Origin of the sequence: Pseudorhodobacter sp. E13 (assembly GCF_003991405.1) — a bacterium.
Lineage (GTDB): Bacteria > Pseudomonadota > Alphaproteobacteria > Rhodobacterales > Rhodobacteraceae > Pseudorhodobacter.
This window is the reverse complement of the sequence record NZ_RPEN01000154.1, coordinates 125,823-143,421: the sequence shown is the minus strand read 5'-3', so window position 1 is coordinate 143,421 and position 17,599 is coordinate 125,823. Positions and strand designations below refer to the sequence as shown.

Genomic DNA, 17,599 nt, shown 5'->3' with positions numbered 1-17,599 from the left:
ACTAAGATTCAAGGGGCAGGCCCCCGTTGGGACGGGCATAGCGGCAAGTGAGGGGCCGATCAATTCTGTTGGCGCTAACAGTCGGAAATTACTTGCAAATCGCGGGGCAGGGCTGTGGGGCCGCCCTAGCGCCGCTTCAAAAAGATCGCGGTAATCCAAGCGACCAAGGCGCGCGGGGCAAAGCGGGGCAGGTTGGCGAAAACCACATTCAGCGCGCCGGGCACCTTGACCCGCTTGCCTTTTTCCATCGCATTCCAACCCGCTTCGGCCACGGCAGAGGCCGGGGCCAGTGACAGCTTGGTGATCAGCGTGGCCTTCACCGCGTCATCGGCGGCAAAAAATTCGGTTTCGGTGGCACCGGGACAAAGGGCCGTCACGGTTACACCGCTGCCTGCAAGTTCGGTTGCCACGGCTTCGGACAGGCTGAGAAGATAGGCTTTGGACGCGTGATACACCGCCATATGCGGCCCCGGCATGAAGGCCGCCGTAGAGGCCACGTTGAGCACACGGCCCGATCCATGGCCCTGCATATGCGCCACCGCCCGTTTCATCAGGATCGTTGCCGCCACCACATTGACCGAGATGGAGGCAGCCTCTCGCGGCCAGTTGGTTTCCTGGGCAAAGGCACCGTTGCGGCCCAGCCCGGCGTTATTGACCAGAATACCGATCTGGCGGCCCGCGCTGGCATCCAGCCACAATTGCTCCACCGCTTCCGGGTCTGCCAGATCTGCAGGCAGAACCACGGTGGCGATGTGATAGGCACGCTCCAACTCATGCGCCAGAGCGTGCAGCTTGTCTTCCTGACGCGCGGTCAGGATGACATCAAAGCCGGATTTCGCGGCGAGAATGGCAAACTCGCGCCCCAAGCCTTCGGATGCACCGGTGATCAGGGCCCAGATTGCCATATCGCTTTACGATTTCAACGCGGCAACGCCGGGCAGGTCTTTGCCTTCCATCCATTCAAGGAAAGCCCCGCCCGCGCTGGAGATATAGGTGAATTGCTCGGCCACCCCGGCCTTGTTCAGCGCGGCAACCGTATCACCACCCCCTGCAACCGATACCAGCTTGCCCGCCGCTGTCAGCGCGCCTGCCTGTTTGGCGGCCGCATTGGTGGCCGCGTCGAAAGGGTCGATTTCAAACGCACCCAAAGGGCCGTTCCAGATCAGCGTGCGGCAATCGGCAAAAACCTTGGCCAGATGCGCCACGGTTTCGGGACCGGCGTCGAGGATCATCGCATCGGAAGGGCAGGCGGCAACCGGCAAGGTTTCAGACGCGGCCCCGGCCTTGAATTCGCGGGCGACCACGATGTCGCGGGGCAGGTGAATATCACAGCCCGACACATCGGCCTTGGCCAGAATCTCGCGCGCGGTATCGGCCATATCACGCTCGGCCAGGCTTTTGCCAACCTCAACGCCTTGGGCGACAAGGAACGTATTGGCCATACCGCCACCGATCACCAGATGGTTCACCTTGGTCACCAGATTGCCCAACAGGTCCAGCTTGGTGGATACTTTGGCGCCGCCGACCACAGCAACCACCGGACGGGCCGGATTGCCAAGCGCTGCTTCCAGCGCGGTCAGTTCGGCCTGCATCAAGCGGCCTGCGCAATGCGGCAGCAGGCGCGCGATGCCTTCGGTGCTGGCATGGGCGCGGTGGGCCGCCGAAAACGCATCATTGACATAGACACCGCCCAAAGCCGCCATCGAGGCCGCCAGCATCGCGTCATTCTTTTCCTCGCCTGCGTGAAAACGGGTGTTTTCCAGCAAGACCACATCGCCGGGCTGCATGGCGCTGATCGCCTCTTTCGCAGGGGCACCGATGCAATCGCTGGCAAAGATGACCTTATGGCCGGGCAGGGCGGCTTGTAGCACCGGCACCACTTGCTTCAGGCTCATCTCGGGCACGACAGCGCCTTTGGGGCGGCCGAAATGCGCCAGCAATACCGGCTTGCCGCCTTTGGCGATGATGTCGGTAACGGTGGGCACGATACGCTCGATCCGGGTGGCGTCGGTGACGGTATCGCCATCCATCGGCACGTTCAGGTCCACGCGCACCAAGGCCACTTTTCCGTTCAGGTCGATATCGTCAAGGGTCTTCCAAGCCATTGCAGCCTCCTAATTCAACTTGCCCTCTTCCACCCTATCCCAATCGTTTCGTCAATGGTTAGCCCTTTCCATCGGCGGCCTTGATGATTAGGTTGCGGCTCAGAAAATCTACAGGAGCGCCAAATGGCCGATATCAAAGATCCCGAAAACACAATCCTGATGGAACTCAAGGGCGGCACTGTCGTGATTGAGCTGCTGGCCGATGTGGCCCCGTTGCACAGCGCACGGATGAAAGAGCTGGCACGCGCCGGGGCCTATGACAATGTGTGCTTTCACCGGGTGATTGATGGTTTCATGGCCCAGACCGGCGATGTGGAACATGGCGATATGGAAGACGGGTTCAACCTGCGCCGCGCAGGCACGGGCGGGTCAGACTTGCCGGACCTGCCGGCGGAGTTTTCCAAGCTGCCGCATGCGCGGGGCACCTTGGGGGCGGCGCGGTCGTCCAACCCGAATTCGGCCAACAGCCAGTTCTTCATCAACTTCAAGGACAATGACTTCCTGAACGGGCAATACACGGTTTATGGCCGCGTGATTTCCGGGATGGAACATGTGGATGCGATTGTGCGCGGCGAGCCGCCAGCAACGCCGGACCGCATGATCTCGGTCAAGGTGGCTGCCGATGCGTAAGGATAGCTTGATCGCAGGCGGTTTCTTCGCGCTGGGGCTGGCGGTTCTGGGCGGCTATACGCTGTCGCAAAGCGCCACGCCTGCCATGGCACAGGCCACTGATGGCCCCGGCCCAAATCTGGTGATCGAGGTGACGGGCGAGGCGAATGGCCGTGTCGTCATCGACATGCTGCCCGATCTGGCCCCGAAACATGTGGCCCAGATCACGGCGCTGGCCGCCGAAGGGGCCTATGATGGCGTGGTGTTTCACCGCGTGATTGATGGGTTCATGGCGCAGACCGGCGATGTGGAATTCGGCAAAGCCGGAGGCGATACCGCGCGCGCCGGAATGGGCGGATCGGCGCTGCCAGATATCCCGGCCGAATTTTCCTCCGAAAGTTTTGACCGTGGCATTGTCGGCATGGCACGCAGCCAGAACCCGGATTCCGCCAACAGCCAGTTCTTCATCATGTTCGCGCCCGGCCCCTTCCTTGATGGGCAATATACGGTCGTGGGCCGCGTGATTGAGGGCATGGATGTCGTCGATCAGATCAAACGCGGCACGGGCGGCAATGGCGAGGTGTCAAACCCCGACCAGATGGCAAAAGTCACCGTCGAATAAGCGCAAAGGCCCGCCCCCATCACAGGGCGGGCCCTCCCCGCAAAAAACGTCTCAGGCGGCAAGCAGCCTTAAAAGGGTGCATCCCCCGCGATCAGCGCCCAACCCGCACCCAGCAACGCCAGAACCAGCAGCGCGAATACCGGCACGATCGACAGCATGAACCCCAGGCCCCGCTTGGCCGGATCGCTGACATAGGCACGCCAGAACAGATGCCGCCCAACCAGATACACCGCTGCAACCGGGGCCACCAGATAGGCCGGCCAAAACAGCGCGGCCAGATAGACCGCAGGCAAAAACGCGATCAACACCTCCAGCGTGTTCATCTGCACCCGATACATCCGCTCAAAGCCTTCGTCCCCGGTCATCACCGGCGCTTTCAGCCCCGATCTGGCACGGGCCCGCCCGGTCAGCGCCCCGAATAAAAGATATTGCGAAATCGCCAGAACGGCGATCAGGGCAAGGATGGGCATAAGAAAGCTCCTGTTCTAAGGCACATAGGCCGCATCATCACGGCCCCACTGCTATTGGTCTTCATCTATTTAAAAATATCCCGGGGGGTCCGGGGGGCTGGCCCCCCGGCTTTTGGCGTGGTCCGGGGGGCTGGCCCCCCGGCTTTTGGCGCGGTCCGGGGGGGCTGGCCCCCCGGCGTTTGCCTTGAATCCGGGCCTTAACCCAGCACGATCAGCGCATGCCGCTTGCGCCCGGCGGTCAGCTTGATCGGGTCCGCCAGATCAGCGGCGGTGACCATCTGCCCCGCCTCGGTCACGGGGGCATCGTTCAGCCGCGCGCCACCTTCGGCGATAAGCCGCTTGGCGTCCTTGCCGGATTTCGCCAAACCCGCCTTCACAAACAGCGCCGAGACCGAAACCCCATCCGCCAAGTCTGCCGATGTCAGCGCGAAGGTGGGCAGATCCTCGCCCGTGCCGCCTTTTTCAAACACCTCGCGCGCGGTGGCCTCTGCCGCCGCCGCAGCCTCGGCGCCGTGGCACAGGCTTGTCACCTCATTGGCCAAAATCACTTTGGCGGCGTTGATCTCGGACCCTTCCAGCGCGCCAAGGCGGTCACATTCCTCTACCGGCAGTTCGGTATACAGCTTCAGAAAGCGGCCCACATCGGCATCGGTGGTGTTGCGCCAGAATTGCCAGAATTCATAGGGCGACAGCATATCGGCATTCAGCCAGATCGCGCCATTCAGGCTTTTGCCCATCTTCTTGCCATCCGAAGTGGTCAGCAGCGGCGAGGTCAACCCGAAAATCTGCGCATCCAGCACCCGGCGCGTCAGATCAATCCCGTTGACGATATTGCCCCATTGGTCACTGCCGCCCATCTGCAACAGGCAGCCATAACGGCGGTTCAACTCCAGAAAGTCATAGGCTTGCAGGATCATGTAGTTGAACTCAAGGAAAGACAGCGATTGCTCGCGGTCCAGCCGTGATTTCACGCTCTCAAACGACAGCATCCGGTTGATGGAAAAATGCCGCCCGATGTCACGCAGGAAATCGAGGTAATTCAACCCGTCCAGCCATTCGGCATTATTCAGCATCAGCGCGTCTGTCGCCCCTTCGCCAAAGGACACGTAAGAGGTGAACACGCGGCGGATGCCGGCGATATTGTCATCAATCTGTGCCGGAGACAGCAGCGGGCGTTCATCGGCCCGGAAAGACGGGTCGCCCACTTTGGTGGTGCCGCCCCCCATCAGAACAATCGGCTTGCCCCCGGTTTTTTGCAGCCAACGCAGCATCATGATCTGGATCAAGCTGCCCACATGCAGCGATTTCGCTGTGGCATCAAAGCCGATATAGCCCGGCACAACCCCTTTGACCAAAGCCTCGTCCAGTGCCTGATAATCGGTGCAATCGGCCAGAAAGCCGCGCTCCATCATCACGCGCATGAAATCCGATTTTGCATGGTAGGTCATGGGTCTCTCGTGCTTTATAAGATACTCAGGCGCGTATAGCGGGGCGGCGCGGTGCCGTCAAAGGGGGCTTTGATGCTGAAAGCGGGTTCGGTTTGGGCTTTGGGGGCGATGTCGGGGACGTCGCTGGATGGGGTGGATGCCGCAATGGTGCTGACCGATGGTCAGCGGATTCTGGAATTCGGCCACACCGCCTATCGCGCCTATACGCCCGAACAGCGCGCCCGTATCCGCGCGGGCTTTGGCCTGTGGCACGGCGATCCGGGGGTAGAGGCGGTGGCCGAAGAGGTAGAGGCCGCGCATGCCGCCGTGCTGGGCCTGTTTGACGGGGCCGAGATCGTGGGCTTTCACGGCCAGACGCTTGCGCATGATCCGGGGGGGCGGGGCACGCATCAGGCGGGGTCAGGGCAGGTGTTGGCGCAGGTGCTGGGCCTGCCTGTGGTCTGGGACTTTCGGACGGCGGATGTGGAAATGGGCGGGCAGGGCGCGCCCTTGGCCCCGTTTTTCCATTTCGCCTGCGCCAAATATATCGGGGCCGAGGCACCCTTGGCCTTTCTCAACCTTGGCGGGGTGGGCAACCTGACATGGGTGGACCCGCGCCACCATGCCGCCGATGAACCCGGCGCGTGTCTGGCCTTTGATACCGGCCCTGCCAATGCGCCGATCAATGACCTTGTCGCCGCGCGTCTGGGGTTGGACCGCGATGAAGGCGGCGCGCTTGCGGGCGCAGGCACACCGGATGACGCTGTGGTCACGCGCTTTCTCGGACATCCCTATTTCTACAAGATGCCGCCCAAGTCACTGGATCGCGACGATTTTGCATCCTTGCTGGGGGCGGTGGCGGGCCTGTCGGATGCCGATGCCGCCGCCACCCTGACCGCCGCCGCCGCCGCCGCCGTGGCCAAAGGGGCCGAGCATTTCCCCGCCCCGGTGCAGCGCTTGCTGGTCACAGGCGGCGGGCGGCACAACAAGGTGATGATGGCAATGCTGGCCGATCTGATGCAATGCGAGGTGGCCCCGGTGGAAGCGGTGGGCCTTGATGGCGATATGCTGGAGGCGCAGGCCTTTGCTTATCTGGCGGTGCGGGTGGCGATGGGTCTGCCCACCTCTTGCCCCGGCACGACAGGGGTGCGCGCGGCGGTGGGGGGTGGGCAGATCAGCAAGCCCTAGCGCTCGGCCTTGGGTTTACGGGTGCGGCCCCGGAACATGGCGACGGAATACAGCACCAAGGCGGCCCAGATCATCGGAAAGGCGATCATGCGGGCGGTGCCGAACGGCTCATGAAAGATGAACACCGCTGTCAGAAAGATCATCGTCGGCGCAATATATTGCATGATGCCGATGGTCGAAAGCCGCAGCTTTTTCGCGCCATTGGCGTAAAGCATCAAGGGCACGGCGGTGACGATACCGCAGCCGAACAACAGCCAGCTATCTGTTGGATTTCCTTGCAGGAAATGGCTGGTTCCGGTGATTTGTGCATAGATCACATAAGCCAGCGCGAAAGGCGTCATGATCAGCACTTCCAGCGTGAAACCTTGATTGGGGCCGATGGGAAGCTGCTTTTTGAAATAGGCGTAAAAGCCCCAGGTCAGCATCAATGCCATGGCGACCACGGGCAGCTTTCCCGCCTCGACCGTCAGCACCACAACGGCCAGCGCGGCCAGCGCCACGGCGGCTTTTTGCAAGCCGGTCAGCCCCTCTTTCAGCAGCACAGCGCCGATAAAGATGCTGAACAGCGGGTTGATGTAATAGCCAAGGGCTGCATCCAGCGCAAAGCCCGCAGCGATGGCCCAGACGTAAAACCCCCAGTTGACCGATATCAGCAGCGCCGTAACAAGACCCATTTTCAACATGCTGGGCGTGCGCAAGGCGCGGCGCAGATCGGCGGTGCGGCCTTGGACGATCAGCACCACCGCAGCCACCGGCAAGGACCAAAGCACACGATGCGCGATGATTTCCTGCGGCGGCACATGGGCCAACGCCTTCATATACAGCGGCAGAAACCCCCAGAGCAGATAGGCCGAGAGGGCGAACAGGAAGCCGCCAAGGCTGTCTTCGTTCTTCGGGGTGACGGTGGGGGGATGCTGGGTCATGGCACCGTGCATAGCTTTTGGCGCGGGCTGGGGCCAGATGAAACTTGTATCGGTTACATTTTCAAGCGGGGATGATTACTATATAAGTGAATTAAGTCATACGGTTACGCTGCGTTCTTGACGTTACATCTTGTCAATTGTCAGCGGTGGCCTGCCTTGTCATGATGGGCCAGCAACAGGGGGTAGCCATGGCCAAGCGGGTGATCGTGATCGGGGCGGGGATCATCGGGGCGGCGATTGCGCTTGGCCTGTCGCGCGCGGGGATGCAGGTGACAGTGCTGGAGGCGGCAACGCCTGCCACCGGGGCCACAGGCCGATCCTTTGGCTGGATCAACGCAAGCTTTCATCAGGACAAGGCGCATTTTCACCTGCGCAATCAGGCGATTGCCGCGTGGCACCGGCTGGAGGGCGTATTGCCGCGCGCAGCATTGCGCTGGTGCGGTTGCCTATGTTGGGAGCATGAAGGGCCCGCGCTGACGGCGCAGGCCGCCGAACTGGAGGCTTTGGGCTATGCCGTGGAGCGGCTGGATGCCGCCGCGTTTGCCAAGCGAGAGCCGCAGGTCCGCGCCCCGGCAGAGTGTTTGTCTTTTCCGACCGAAGCCGTGGCGGAACCAGTGGCGGTGACACGGGCAATGCTGCGGCTGGCCGGGGATCATGGGGCCAAACTGATTGAAGGTGTTGCGGCGACAGCGATCTGCACCGGGGCAGGCCGGGTGCAAGGGGTGCAGACGGCGCAAGGAATGATGGCCGCAGATCATGTGATCGTCGCCGCGGGTGTGGCGGCGCCGGCGCTGTTGGTCCCCGTTGGCGTTGCGCTGCCAATGCTGCCGCGCCCCGGTTTGATGCTGCGCAGCCAAGCCTTGCCGCCGCTGCTGCGCCATGTCTGCGTTTGCCCGGAGATGGAGTTCCGGCAGGATGCGAAGGGTCATCTGCTGGCCCCGACAGCGGCGTCGCATCAAAGCGACCGCACCGAGGTTATTCAGGACCGTCCCGAAGATCTGGCGGATGCAGCCCTTGTGCGGTTGCAGCGGCAGTTGCCGGGGGTGGCCTTGCGCTGGGAGGCGGTGATGCTGGCCGCGCGCCCGGTGCCGCAGGATGGTTTGCCGGTGATCGGTGCTGCGGGGCCTGAGGGGCTGTATCTGGCGGTGATGCATTCCGGCGTGACCTTGGCCGCGCTGGTGGGCGAGGCGGTCTGTCAGGAAGTGGCGCAGGGACAGGTGGCGGCTGGGCTGGGCGCCTATCGGCCGCAACGCTTTGCCTGAAAGGGTCGGCCCAATGGTTGGGGCCGTGATTTGGATATTTAGGAATAGATGAAAGGCAAGCCCCCGCCCTTGGTCCGGGCGGGGGTTGAGTGGCTTAGGCCTTGAGGATGGAGCGGCCTGCAAATTCGGCGGTTTCGCCCAGCATTTCCTCGATCCGGATCAGTTGGTTGTATTTCGCCAACCGGTCAGAGCGGGCCAGCGAGCCGGTTTTGATCTGGCCGCAATTGGTGGCCACTGCAAGATCAGCGATGGTTGCGTCTTCGGTTTCGCCGGAGCGGTGCGACATCACATTGGTGTAGCGCGCGCGATGCGCCATTTCTACGGCGGCCAGCGTTTCCGTCAGCGTGCCGATCTGGTTGACCTTGACCAGCATGGAGTTGGCGCAGCCTTGTTTGATGCCATCGGCCAGACGCGCCGGATTGGTGACAAACAGATCATCACCCACCAGCTGCACCTTGTTGCCCAGCTTTTCGGTCAGCAGTTTCCAGCCGGCCCAGTCATCCTCGGCCATGCCGTCCTCGATGCTGATGATCGGGTAATCGGCGCAAAGGGCGGCGAGGTAATCGACGTTTTCAGCAGAAGAAAGCGATTTGCCTTCGCCTTTCATCTCATACTTGCCGCCTTTGAAATATTCGGTGGAGGCGCAATCCAGCGCGAGGAAGATTTCCTCGCCCGGGCGGTAGCCTGCTTTTTCGATGGATTTCAGAATGAAATCAAGCGCGTCGCGGGTGGAGCTGAGGTTCGGGGCAAAGCCACCTTCATCGCCGATCCCGGTGGAAAGCCCTGCGGCCGAAAGCTCTTTCTTCAGCGTGTGGAACACTTCGGAGCCCATGCGCACCGCGTCACGGATGTTTTCTGCCGCGACCGGCATGATCATGAATTCCTGAATGTCGATCGGGTTATCGGCATGTTCGCCGCCGTTGATGATGTTCATCATCGGCACCGGCAACATGCGGGCCGAGGTGCCGCCGACATAGCGGAACAGCGGCTGGCCCGAAGCCTCGGCCGCCGCTTTGGCCACGGCCAGCGAGACGCCAAGGATCGCATTCGCACCGAGGCGGGATTTGTTCGGCGTGCCGTCCATCTCGATCATGGTGCGGTCGATGCCGACCTGTTCCATCGCGTCAAAGCCGACCAGTTCTTCGGCAATTTCACCGTTCACGGCGGCCACAGCCTCCAGCACGCCTTTGCCCATATAGCGCGATTTGTCGCCATCGCGCTTTTCGACGGCTTCATGCGCCCCGGTGGACGCGCCCGAGGGCACAGCGGCGCGGCCCATCACGCCGCTTTCCAGATAGACGTCAACCTCTACGGTCGGGTTGCCACGGCTGTCGAGGATTTCGCGGGCGTGAATGTCGATAATGGTGGTCATATTGGCTCCGGTGGTTAGGGGATGCGCTTGTTGCCTGCGTCTTTACCCTGCGACAGGCGGTTTGGAAAGCGCTTCATGGACAATGCGGCGGCGCAAGCGGCGTTCGCGGGCGAAAGTATAGAGGCCAGAGCCGATGATCAGCGCGGCCCCGGCCAGCATCAGCGCGTCTGGACGTTCGCCAAAGAAGATCGCGGCGAGGATGAGGGCAAAGACAAGGCGGGCATAGCGGAACGGGGCGACGAAGGACACCTCGCCTATGCGCATGGCGGCGGTCACGGCGACATAGCCGACAAGCCCGGTCAGCAGCGCAAGCGTCAGATCGCCCCAATCGGCAGGGTTAATGGCGGCAAACCGGGTCCGGTCCAGTGCCATCAGCAAAAGCCCTGCGGGAACCAGCGCGATATAGGCCCAGGTGGTCAGCTGAAACGTGCCGATATCGGCAGGCATGATGCGGGTGGACAGATCGCGCGCGGCCAAGATGATGACGGCGGCCACTGTCAGCAGGCCCGCGGCCTGAAACGCATCGGTGCCGGGGCGCAGGATGATGAGAACGCCAAGAAAGCCTGCGACAATCGCCGACCAGCGCCGCCAGCCCACGGGTTCGCGCAGCACCAAGGCCGCGCCCATGGTCACGACCAGCGGCGAGGCTTGCAGAAGGGCGACATTGACCGACAGCGGGATCAGCGCAAGGGCGGTGATGTAAAGCATGCTCGCCCCCGCTTCGGACAGCGACCGGATAAGCGCCGCCCCGGTCAGCGCGCGACGGGTCAGGATGGGTTGGCCCTTGGCCGCCGCCACCGCCCAGAAACACAGCGCCCCCGCAAAGCCAAGCATCGCGATGACTTGCCCCGGATGCAGGGCCGTGGCGGCGCGTTTGAGAAACACATCCTCCAGCGCGAAGGCCGCCATCGACCCCAGCATCAACAGGCTGGCGCGGGTGTTGTCGGCGCTGCTCATTTCGAGGAGGCTTTGACCGGGACGCCGTAAAGTTCCAGCCGGTGCCCCTTCAGCCGATAGCCAAGCCGGGCGGCGATGCGTTCCTGCAAGGCCTCGATCTCGGGGTCGACGAATTCGATGACCTCGCCGGAATGCATGTCGATCAGATGGTCGTGGTGGTCGCGTTCGGCATCTTCATAGCGGGCGCGGCCATCACCGAATTCCAGCCGTTCCAGAATGCCTGATTCCTCGAACAGTTTGACGCTGCGATAGACGGTGGCGATGGAAATGCGCGGATCAATGGCAGAGGCGCGGTTATACAGCTCCTCCACATCCGGGTGATCTTCGGCGGCACCGATGACGCGGGCGATCACGCGGCGTTGCTCGGTCATGCGCAGGCCTTTGGCCTCACATCTGGCGATAATATCTTTGGCCATGCCGCTTTGCGCCCCACCGCTTCTGGTCGTCTTGCTGGTTCAAGGACCATTTACGCAGTTTGTGGCGCAGGCTCCACCCTTTTTGCCCGAAACCAGGGCGAAAAACGCAGAGCCGCGCGGCAGATGGGTCAGGCGTAAAGCGGCGGGATATTGGCCTGACGGTGGATATCGTTGACCATGGATTCATTCAGCCCAAGGGCCGCAGCCAGATCATGCAGGTATTGCGCCTCGGCCCGGCTGTCGAGGTCGATGGCGAGGGCAGAGACAAGATAAACCTGCTCTTCCATCCCGTCGGGCACATCGGCGGCAAGGCCGGCCACGTCGACGGGTTGATCCATCAGCCGGCTGACGAATTCGATCTCTTCATCGGTGGCATCGCCCATGTGCTGCATCAGCTTGTCGCGTTCCTTGTCATCCAGCACACCATCGGCCATGGCCGCCTGCACCATGGCCTTGAGCAGAAGGGCCGCGGCGAGGGTTTCGCTTTGCGGTTCCGGCAGCACATGGCCGACGATGGCCTGATTGAACACCGGGCCTTTGCTGGCAGGGCCGGGGGGAGGAGTGGGGGCTGGCGGCGATTGCGGGCCGCCCAACAGGCCACCAAGGGCGGTGCCGCCCAAGCCCGCGCCGCCGACTTTGCTCAGCAAGCCGCCAAGGCTGTTGCTATGGGGCGCGCGGCCTGCGTGGTCGGCCTTGGAATTCTGCCCAAGGCTGTCAAGCAGGCTGCCGGGGCCGCTGAGTTTTGGCATCCCGTTGCGTTGCACATGGCTGACCCCTTTGGCGATGACAATCCCCAAGGCAACCTTTGACAAAGTAGACACAAGACCCATCTGGCCCCTCCCGTTATTCCACGTGTTCATGCTTCAATGTGTTGTCGCAGTGTGAAAATACAAGAGGGGCCGGGCGGGCTTTGCCGTCGGTCAGGCGTAAAGGCGCTGTGCCCCGGCCTGATCGTGGATCTGGTTCACCTGCGCTTTGTCAAAGCCCAAGGCGCTGGCCAGATCGTGCAGATATTGCGCCTCGGATTGGCTGTCGAGGTCGATGGCCATCAGCGACATCAGATAGACCTGTTCTTCCATCCCGCGCGGCACCTCATCGACAAAGGCCGCGATATCGACGGGCTGGGCCAGCAATGCGTTCACAAAATCCAGCTCTTTCGGGTCGGCATCGCCAAGGCTTTGCATCAGCTTTTGCTTCTCGGCCTGATCCAGTTTGCCGTCGGATTTGGCGGCCTGCACCATGGCTTTCAGCATCAGCCCTGCGGCGGCTTCTTGTGTGGCGTTCGGGGTAGCCTTGGGGGTTTGGCCGTTCATCACATCATTGAGCATACCGCCCAAACCGCCCAAGCCCCCTGCGGCGGCCCCACCGCCCAACAGCCCGCCAAGCATATCGCCCAAGCCCCCCGTGCTGCCACCCGCAGCACCGCGCTGCGCCCCCGTCAGACTGCCCAGCAAATCCTCCAGCCCCGATGGCGGGGCCTTGCGGCTGGTGGTCGGGCGTTTGGCACCGGATTGGCCCGCAAGCTGGTCCAGCAATCCACCAAGCCCGCCTTGATTGGCGCTGCTGGTCCCGGATTTAGGGCCAAGGATACTGCCCATCATATCGCCCAAACCACCCGGCGTTTGCGGGGCATAGCTGCGACCGCTGCCCGCCGCGCCCCCCGGAAGGCCGTTCTTGGACACATGGCTGACGCCTTTGGCAATGGCAACGCCGATGGCAACTTTGGCAAGGGTTGAAACAAGGCTCATGGGTTCTCCTGCTATATGGGGCGGGCGAAACGGCCCGGCACCTTCGCACAACAGGGTCGGGATTTGGGCAGGGCCAGACAAGGGGAAAGACTCGGGCTTTGCGTCACGCGGACTGAGTCTGTGGGCCTGCCCGGCCTGCCGCTGGGACAAACAGTTTCTTGCGGCGCGGCACGGCTGCAACACCGGGTTTTTGCGCGGCTTGGGTGATTCTGCGCCTACACAAGATATAGTAGAGATATCGCCTTTCATGCGGATTATCAGCTATCCGTGGTAAAGGGGCCAAAAACAAAGGGAATGCGGGAAGGCCGGGGCAGGGTGGCGGTGCTGATCCGGCCCAAGGGGCAAAATTGACCATTTGGTGCAGAATCGCAGGGCAAGCCAAATTTGACCCACAGGGGACGAAAAATCTGTGGAGAACCGTAAATTATCCGTTGATCCAGCGACGGAATTACGACAGTTTGTCCGAGCGCCGCAGATCACCACTATATCTAGTGGCGCAATGCAACAATCGAACCATGGGCTGCCCAAGACCTCTTTCAACGGGGCTGGTGGCACGCGAGCGTAAGCCCGCGTGGTGGCGACGTTTGTGTGTCGGGAAGCAATCGAATGCAGGACGCATTCGCAACAAGTCGGAGACGGGGCAGTATGAAAATCGAGCGGAAATTCACGGCGGAAGCCACAGGCGCCTATGGCGCGATGGATTTTACCACCACGGTATCAGAAATTCGCAACCCAGACGGCAAGGTTGTGTTCCGCAATGACGCGGTCGAAGTGCCGGCAGGCTGGAGCCAGGTCGCCTCGGACGTGTTGGCGCAGAAATATTTCCGCAAGGCAGGCGTTCCGGCGCGGCTGAAGAAGGTCAAGGAAAAGGGCGTGCCCGAATTCCTCTGGCGCTCGGTCCCCGATGAGGCCGCTTTGGAAAAACTGCCGCAAGATCAACGAATTGTTGGCGAAACCTCAGCCAAACAAGTGTTTGACCGTCTGGCCGGGGCTTGGACCTATTGGGGCTGGAAGGGCGGGTATTTCACCGCCGAATCCGATGCGCGCACCTATTATGACGAAATGCGCTATATGCTTGCCAACCAGATGGCCGCGCCGAACAGCCCGCAGTGGTTCAACACCGGCTTGCATTGGGCTTATGGCATCGACGGGCCGTCGCAGGGTCACTATTATGTCGATTACCAGACCGGTAAGCTGACGAAATCCACCAGCGCCTATGAACATCCGCAGCCGCATGCCTGCTTTATCCAGTCGGTGGCCGATGATCTGGTTGGCGATGGCGGCATCATGGATCTGTGGGTGCGCGAGGCGCGTCTGTTCAAATACGGCTCTGGCACCGGCACCAACTTTTCCAGCTTGCGCGGGGCAGGGGAGAAACTGTCGGGCGGCGGCAAATCCTCGGGCCTGATGGGCTTTTTGAAAATTGGTGACCGGGCTGCTGGCGCGATCAAATCCGGCGGCACCACACGCCGCGCGGCCAAGATGGTGATCGTCGATGCCGACCACCCCGATATCGAAGATTTCATCAATTGGAAGGTGATCGAGGAGCAAAAGGTTGCCTCTATCGTCGCTGGCTCCAAGATGCATGAGCAAAAGCTGAACGCCTTGTTCGCCGCGATCAAAGCATGGGACGGGGCCGAGGCCGATGCCTATGACCCCAGCGCCAACCCCGGCCTGAAAGCCGCGATCAAGGATGCGAAAAAGGTCGCTATCCCCGAAACTTACATCAAGCGCGTGCTGGATTATGCCAAGCAAGGCCACACCAGCATCGAATTCCCGACCTATGATACCGATTGGGATTCCGAGGCTTACAGCAGCGTTTCGGGCCAGAACTCCAACAACTCCATCCGCGTGACCGATGCGTTCCTGAAAGCGGTGAAGGAAGATGGCAACTGGGACTTGATCAACCGCAAGGATGGCACCGTTTCCAAGACCATCAAGGCGCGCGATCTGTGGGCGCAAGTGGGCCATGCCGCTTGGGCCTGTGCCGATCCGGGCATCCAGTTCCACGACAGCGTCAACGCTTGGCACACCTGCCCCGAAGATGGGGCGATCCGCGGGTCGAACCCGTGCTCGGAATATATGTTCCTGGATGATACGGCCTGCAACCTTGCCTCGATGAACCTGCTGACCTTCTACACGGACGGCAAGTTTGACGCGCAGGCCTATATCCACGCCACCCGTCTGTGGACGGTGACGCTGGAAATCTCGGTGATGATGGCGCAATTCCCAAGCCAGGAAATCGCGCAGCGGTCCTATGACTTCCGCACGCTGGGCCTTGGCTATGCCAATATCGGCGGTTTGCTGATGAACATGGGCTATGGCTACGATTCGGATGAGGGGCGCGCGCTGTGCGGGGCGCTGACCGCGCTGATGACCGGCATTTCCTATGCGACATCGGCCGAAATGGCGGGTGAGTTGGGCGCATTCCCCGGCTATGCCAAGAACAGCAAGCATATGCTGCGCGTGATCCGCAATCACCGCGCGGCAGCCCATGCAACCGGCGTTTATGAAGGCGTGAACGTCGATCCGGTTGCGCTGGATCAGGTGAACTGCCCGGATGAAACCCTTGTTTCGCTTGCAAAAGGCGCTTGGGATGAAGCGCTGGCGCTGGGTGAAAAGCACGGCTATCGCAATGCCCAAACCACCGTGATCGCCCCCACCGGCACCATCGGTCTGGTGATGGATTGCGACACCACGGGGATTGAGCCTGACTTCGCGCTGGTGAAGTTCAAGAAACTGGCTGGCGGCGGCTATTTCAAGATCATCAACCAGTCGGTGCCTGCGGCGCTGGAAAAGCTGGGCTATGGCTCGGCGCAGATTTCCGAGATCGTGGCCTATGCGGTTGGGCATGGCAGCCTTGGCAATTGCCCCGGCATCAACCATTCCTCGCTGGTCGGTCACGGCTTTGGCCCGCGTGAGATTGAAAAGGTCGAAGGCGCGCTGGCCTCGGCCTTCGATATCCGCTTTGTGTTCAACCAATGGACGCTGGGCGAGGATTTCTGCAAGAACACGTTGGGTATTCCCGCCGAAAAGCTGGCCGATCCGACCTTCGATCTGCTGCGCCACCTTGGCTTTACCCGTGCGCAAGTGGAACAGGCGAATGAGCATATTTGCGGCACCATGACGCTGGAAGGTGCGCCCTTCCTGAAGCCCGAGCATTATTCGGTCTTTGATTGCGCCAATGCCTGCGGCAAGAAAGGCAAGCGTTATCTGAGCGTTGAAAGCCATATCCACATGATGGCGGCGGCGCAGTCCTTCATCTCGGGCGCGATTTCCAAAACGATCAACATGCCGAACTCGGCCTCGATCGGGGAAACGCTGGCCGCCTATGAGCTGTCGCATTCCTTGGGCATCAAGGCAAATGCGCTGTATCGCGATGGGTCCAAACTGTCGCAGCCCCTCGCCTCCGCGCTGGTGGAAGATGACGACGAGGCCGAAGAGGTGTTGGCCAACGGCTCCGATCAGGAAAAGGCCATCGTGCTGGCCGAAAAGATCGTGGAAAAGGTCATCATCAAAGAGATCGTCCGCTCGCATCGCGAAAAGCTGCCAGAGCGCCGCAAGGGCTATACCCAGAAGGCGGTTGTCGGTGGGCACAAGGTCTATCTGCGCACGGGCGAGTATAAAGACGGCCAGTTGGGCGAGATTTTCATCGACATGCACAAGGAAGGGGCGGGCTTCCGCGCCATGATGAACAACTTCGCCATCGCGGTGTCGGTTGGTCTGCAATATGGCGTGCCGTTGGAAGAATTCGTGGAGGCCTTTACCTTCACCAAATTCGAACCCGCGGGCATGGTGCAGGGCAATGACAGCATCAAGAATGCGACCTCCATTCTGGACTACATCTTCCGTGAATTGGCCGTGTCTTATCTGGATCGCACCGATCTGGCCCATGTGAAACCGCAAGGCGCGTCGTTCGACGATCTGGGCGGCGGCGAAGGCGAAGGCAAACGCAACATCAGCCCGGTGAATGATGCGGCGGCGACGCGTGGTCTGGAAGTGCTGCGCCAGATCTCCTCGACCGGCTACCTGCGCAAGCGGTTGCCGCAAGAGCTGACGGTGCTGCAAGGCGGGATCGGGGCTTCGGCGCTGGCCAGCGGCATGGACCCGGTGTCTGTGCTGAACACGCTGGTGCCGCAAACCGCACATGCGGCCGCGGCCTCCAGCACGGCGATTGCCAGCGGCGCGGTATCCATGGACGCCCGCACCAAGGCCAAGATGCAAGGCTATGAAGGCGAGGCCTGCGGCGAATGTGGCAACTACACGCTGGTGCGCAACGGCACCTGCATGAAGTGCAACACCTGCGGCGGCACCAGCGGCTGTAGCTGATGGGTATTGAGGTTTTGTAAGTTCGAGCAAAGCCTGTCCCAAAGCCTGAAAACAAACAAATCGGCGCGGTTTCCCCGCGCCGATTTTGCGTTTTGGGGCTGAGGCGGTAAATATCAGACGCCGCAATTTCGTTCGAAATTCAAAATTTCGGGGAAATGCCTGTCATGATAA

At 61.5% G+C, this 17,599-nt stretch carries 15 protein-coding genes; 5 read left to right on the top strand and 10 right to left on the bottom strand.

Annotated features, from left to right (window positions below; translation table 11 throughout):
- Positions 1-125 precede the first annotated feature (125 nt).
- A complete protein-coding gene (locus EGN72_RS09400; RefSeq protein ID WP_127046874.1) occupies positions 126-905 on the bottom strand; it encodes an SDR family oxidoreductase in 780 nt (259 codons plus the stop codon).
- A 6-nt stretch (positions 906-911) separates the two neighbouring features.
- Positions 912-2,105 carry a phosphoglycerate kinase gene (pgk, locus tag EGN72_RS09395; protein ID WP_127046872.1) on the bottom strand — a complete coding sequence of 398 codons (1,194 nt, stop codon included), beginning with the start codon at positions 2,103-2,105 and terminating at the stop codon, positions 912-914.
- A gap of 123 nt (positions 2,106-2,228) precedes the next feature.
- Between pgk and EGN72_RS09390 the strand changes: the two genes are divergently transcribed.
- Positions 2,229-2,735, top strand: a complete 507-nt coding sequence (locus tag EGN72_RS09390; protein WP_127046870.1) for a peptidylprolyl isomerase — start codon at positions 2,229-2,231, stop codon at positions 2,733-2,735.
- Positions 2,728-3,336, top strand: coding sequence for a peptidylprolyl isomerase (locus EGN72_RS09385; protein ID WP_127046868.1), 609 nt, complete (start codon positions 2,728-2,730; stop codon positions 3,334-3,336). Before EGN72_RS09390 ends, EGN72_RS09385 begins: the two co-directional genes overlap by 8 nt.
- Positions 3,337-3,404: 68 nt before the next feature.
- On the opposite strand, the gene EGN72_RS09380 is transcribed toward EGN72_RS09385, so the two are convergent.
- Both EGN72_RS09380 and tyrS read right to left on the bottom strand, forming a co-directional pair.
- Entirely contained in the window at positions 3,405-3,806 is a 402-nt protein-coding gene (locus EGN72_RS09380) for an MAPEG family protein (protein WP_127046866.1), read from the bottom strand.
- Positions 3,807-4,003: 197 nt separating this feature from the next.
- Positions 4,004-5,254 carry a tyrosine--tRNA ligase gene (gene tyrS, locus EGN72_RS09375; RefSeq protein ID WP_127046864.1) on the bottom strand — a complete coding sequence of 417 codons (1,251 nt, stop codon included), beginning with the start codon at positions 5,252-5,254 and terminating at the stop codon, positions 4,004-4,006.
- A gap of 72 nt (positions 5,255-5,326) precedes the next feature.
- Between tyrS and EGN72_RS09370 the strand changes: the two genes are divergently transcribed.
- The gene (locus tag EGN72_RS09370; protein ID WP_127046863.1) at positions 5,327-6,421 is read left to right on the top strand and encodes an anhydro-N-acetylmuramic acid kinase; all 1,095 of its coding nucleotides are present in this window, start codon (positions 5,327-5,329) and stop codon (positions 6,419-6,421) included.
- Here EGN72_RS09370 and rarD read toward each other — a convergent pair.
- Positions 6,418-7,344, bottom strand: a complete 927-nt coding sequence (rarD, locus tag EGN72_RS09365; RefSeq protein WP_127046861.1) for an EamA family transporter RarD — start codon at positions 7,342-7,344, stop codon at positions 6,418-6,420. The genes EGN72_RS09370 and rarD overlap by 4 nt on opposite strands.
- 188 nt (positions 7,345-7,532) lie before the next feature.
- Between rarD and EGN72_RS09360 the strand changes: the two genes are divergently transcribed.
- Complete coding sequence (locus tag EGN72_RS09360; protein ID WP_158623165.1) at positions 7,533-8,606, top strand: FAD-binding oxidoreductase; 1,074 nt, start codon at positions 7,533-7,535, stop codon at positions 8,604-8,606.
- Between the two features lie 94 nt (positions 8,607-8,700).
- Here EGN72_RS09360 and eno read toward each other — a convergent pair whose 3' ends face one another.
- The 5 genes from eno to EGN72_RS09335 all read right to left on the bottom strand — a co-directional run bounded on the left by eno (position 8,701) and on the right by EGN72_RS09335 (position 13,099).
- Positions 8,701-9,978: a phosphopyruvate hydratase gene (gene eno, locus EGN72_RS09355; RefSeq protein ID WP_127046857.1), complete on the bottom strand. Its 1,278-nt coding sequence runs from the start codon at positions 9,976-9,978 to the stop codon at positions 8,701-8,703.
- 42 nt (positions 9,979-10,020) lie between these two features.
- Positions 10,021-10,935, bottom strand: coding sequence for a DMT family transporter (locus EGN72_RS09350; protein WP_127046855.1), 915 nt, complete (start codon positions 10,933-10,935; stop codon positions 10,021-10,023).
- On the bottom strand, positions 10,932-11,351 hold the full coding sequence (locus tag EGN72_RS09345; protein WP_127046853.1) for a Fur family transcriptional regulator: 420 nt from the start codon (positions 11,349-11,351) through the stop codon (positions 10,932-10,934). Before EGN72_RS09345 ends, EGN72_RS09350 begins: the two co-directional genes overlap by 4 nt.
- 128 nt (positions 11,352-11,479) lie before the next feature.
- The gene (locus EGN72_RS09340) at positions 11,480-12,181 is read right to left on the bottom strand and encodes a tellurite resistance TerB family protein (protein ID WP_158623164.1); all 702 of its coding nucleotides are present in this window, start codon (positions 12,179-12,181) and stop codon (positions 11,480-11,482) included.
- Positions 12,182-12,271: 90 nt separating this feature from the next.
- A complete protein-coding gene (locus EGN72_RS09335) occupies positions 12,272-13,099 on the bottom strand; it encodes a DUF533 domain-containing protein (protein WP_127046849.1) in 828 nt (275 codons plus the stop codon).
- A gap of 645 nt (positions 13,100-13,744) precedes the next feature.
- On the opposite strand from EGN72_RS09335, the gene EGN72_RS09330 reads away from it, so the two are divergent.
- Positions 13,745-17,428: a vitamin B12-dependent ribonucleotide reductase gene (locus tag EGN72_RS09330; protein ID WP_127046847.1), complete on the top strand. Its 3,684-nt coding sequence runs from the start codon at positions 13,745-13,747 to the stop codon at positions 17,426-17,428.
- Positions 17,429-17,599: the final 171 nt, after the last annotated feature.

Coding starts and splice junctions, on each gene's coding strand:
- rarD (WP_127046861.1), bottom strand. CDS start 7,344: ATGACCCAGCATCCCCCCACCGTCACCCCGAAGAACGAAGACAGCCTT.
- EGN72_RS09385 (WP_127046868.1), top strand. CDS start 2,728: ATGCGTAAGGATAGCTTGATCGCAGGCGGTTTCTTCGCGCTGGGGCTG.
- EGN72_RS09370 (WP_127046863.1), top strand. CDS start 5,327: ATGCTGAAAGCGGGTTCGGTTTGGGCTTTGGGGGCGATGTCGGGGACG.
- eno (WP_127046857.1), bottom strand. CDS start 9,978: ATGACCACCATTATCGACATTCACGCCCGCGAAATCCTCGACAGCCGT.
- EGN72_RS09345 (WP_127046853.1), bottom strand. CDS start 11,351: ATGGCCAAAGATATTATCGCCAGATGTGAGGCCAAAGGCCTGCGCATG.
- EGN72_RS09400 (WP_127046874.1), bottom strand. CDS start 905: ATGGCAATCTGGGCCCTGATCACCGGTGCATCCGAAGGCTTGGGGCGC.
- EGN72_RS09350 (WP_127046855.1), bottom strand. CDS start 10,935: ATGAGCAGCGCCGACAACACCCGCGCCAGCCTGTTGATGCTGGGGTCG.
- tyrS (WP_127046864.1), bottom strand. CDS start 5,254: ATGACCTACCATGCAAAATCGGATTTCATGCGCGTGATGATGGAGCGC.
- EGN72_RS09335 (WP_127046849.1), bottom strand. CDS start 13,099: ATGAGCCTTGTTTCAACCCTTGCCAAAGTTGCCATCGGCGTTGCCATT.
- EGN72_RS09360 (WP_158623165.1), top strand. CDS start 7,533: ATGGCCAAGCGGGTGATCGTGATCGGGGCGGGGATCATCGGGGCGGCG.
- EGN72_RS09340 (WP_158623164.1), bottom strand. CDS start 12,181: ATGGGTCTTGTGTCTACTTTGTCAAAGGTTGCCTTGGGGATTGTCATC.
- EGN72_RS09380 (WP_127046866.1), bottom strand. CDS start 3,806: ATGCCCATCCTTGCCCTGATCGCCGTTCTGGCGATTTCGCAATATCTT.
- EGN72_RS09390 (WP_127046870.1), top strand. CDS start 2,229: ATGGCCGATATCAAAGATCCCGAAAACACAATCCTGATGGAACTCAAG.
- pgk (WP_127046872.1), bottom strand. CDS start 2,105: ATGGCTTGGAAGACCCTTGACGATATCGACCTGAACGGAAAAGTGGCC.
- EGN72_RS09330 (WP_127046847.1), top strand. CDS start 13,745: ATGAAAATCGAGCGGAAATTCACGGCGGAAGCCACAGGCGCCTATGGC.